The organism is Halomonas sp. ND22Bw (genome assembly GCF_003011945.1).
GTDB lineage: Bacteria > Pseudomonadota > Gammaproteobacteria > Pseudomonadales > Halomonadaceae > Halomonas > Halomonas halophila.
Genome location: NZ_PXWD01001901.1, coordinates 1 through 231, shown reverse-complemented (window position 1 = coordinate 231; position 231 = coordinate 1). Strand labels below are relative to the sequence as shown.

1 protein-coding gene is annotated in these 231 nt (G+C 61.0%); it reads left to right on the top strand.

Going from position 1 to position 231, the window contains the following annotated elements; translation table 11 throughout:
* Positions 1-228: 30S ribosomal protein S10 (rpsJ, locus tag CVH10_RS24875; protein WP_106489453.1), on the top strand; the 228-nt coding region annotated here is incomplete at its 5' end.
* Between the last annotated feature and the right edge of the window lie 3 nt (positions 229-231).

The following is a 231-nucleotide window of genomic DNA, read 5'->3' as shown; positions in this document are numbered from 1 at the left end:
GCCAAGCGTACCGGCGCCCAGGTGCGGGGTCCGATTCCTCTTCCGACCAATCTCGAGCGCTACACCGTGCTTATCTCTCCGCACGTGAACAAGGACGCTCGTGACCAGTACGAGATTCGTACGCAAAAGCGCGTGCTCGACATCGTCGAGCCGACCGACAACACCCTTGACGCCCTGATGAAGCTCGACCTCGCCGTCGGCGAGGACGTGCAGATCAAGCTCGACTGAAAC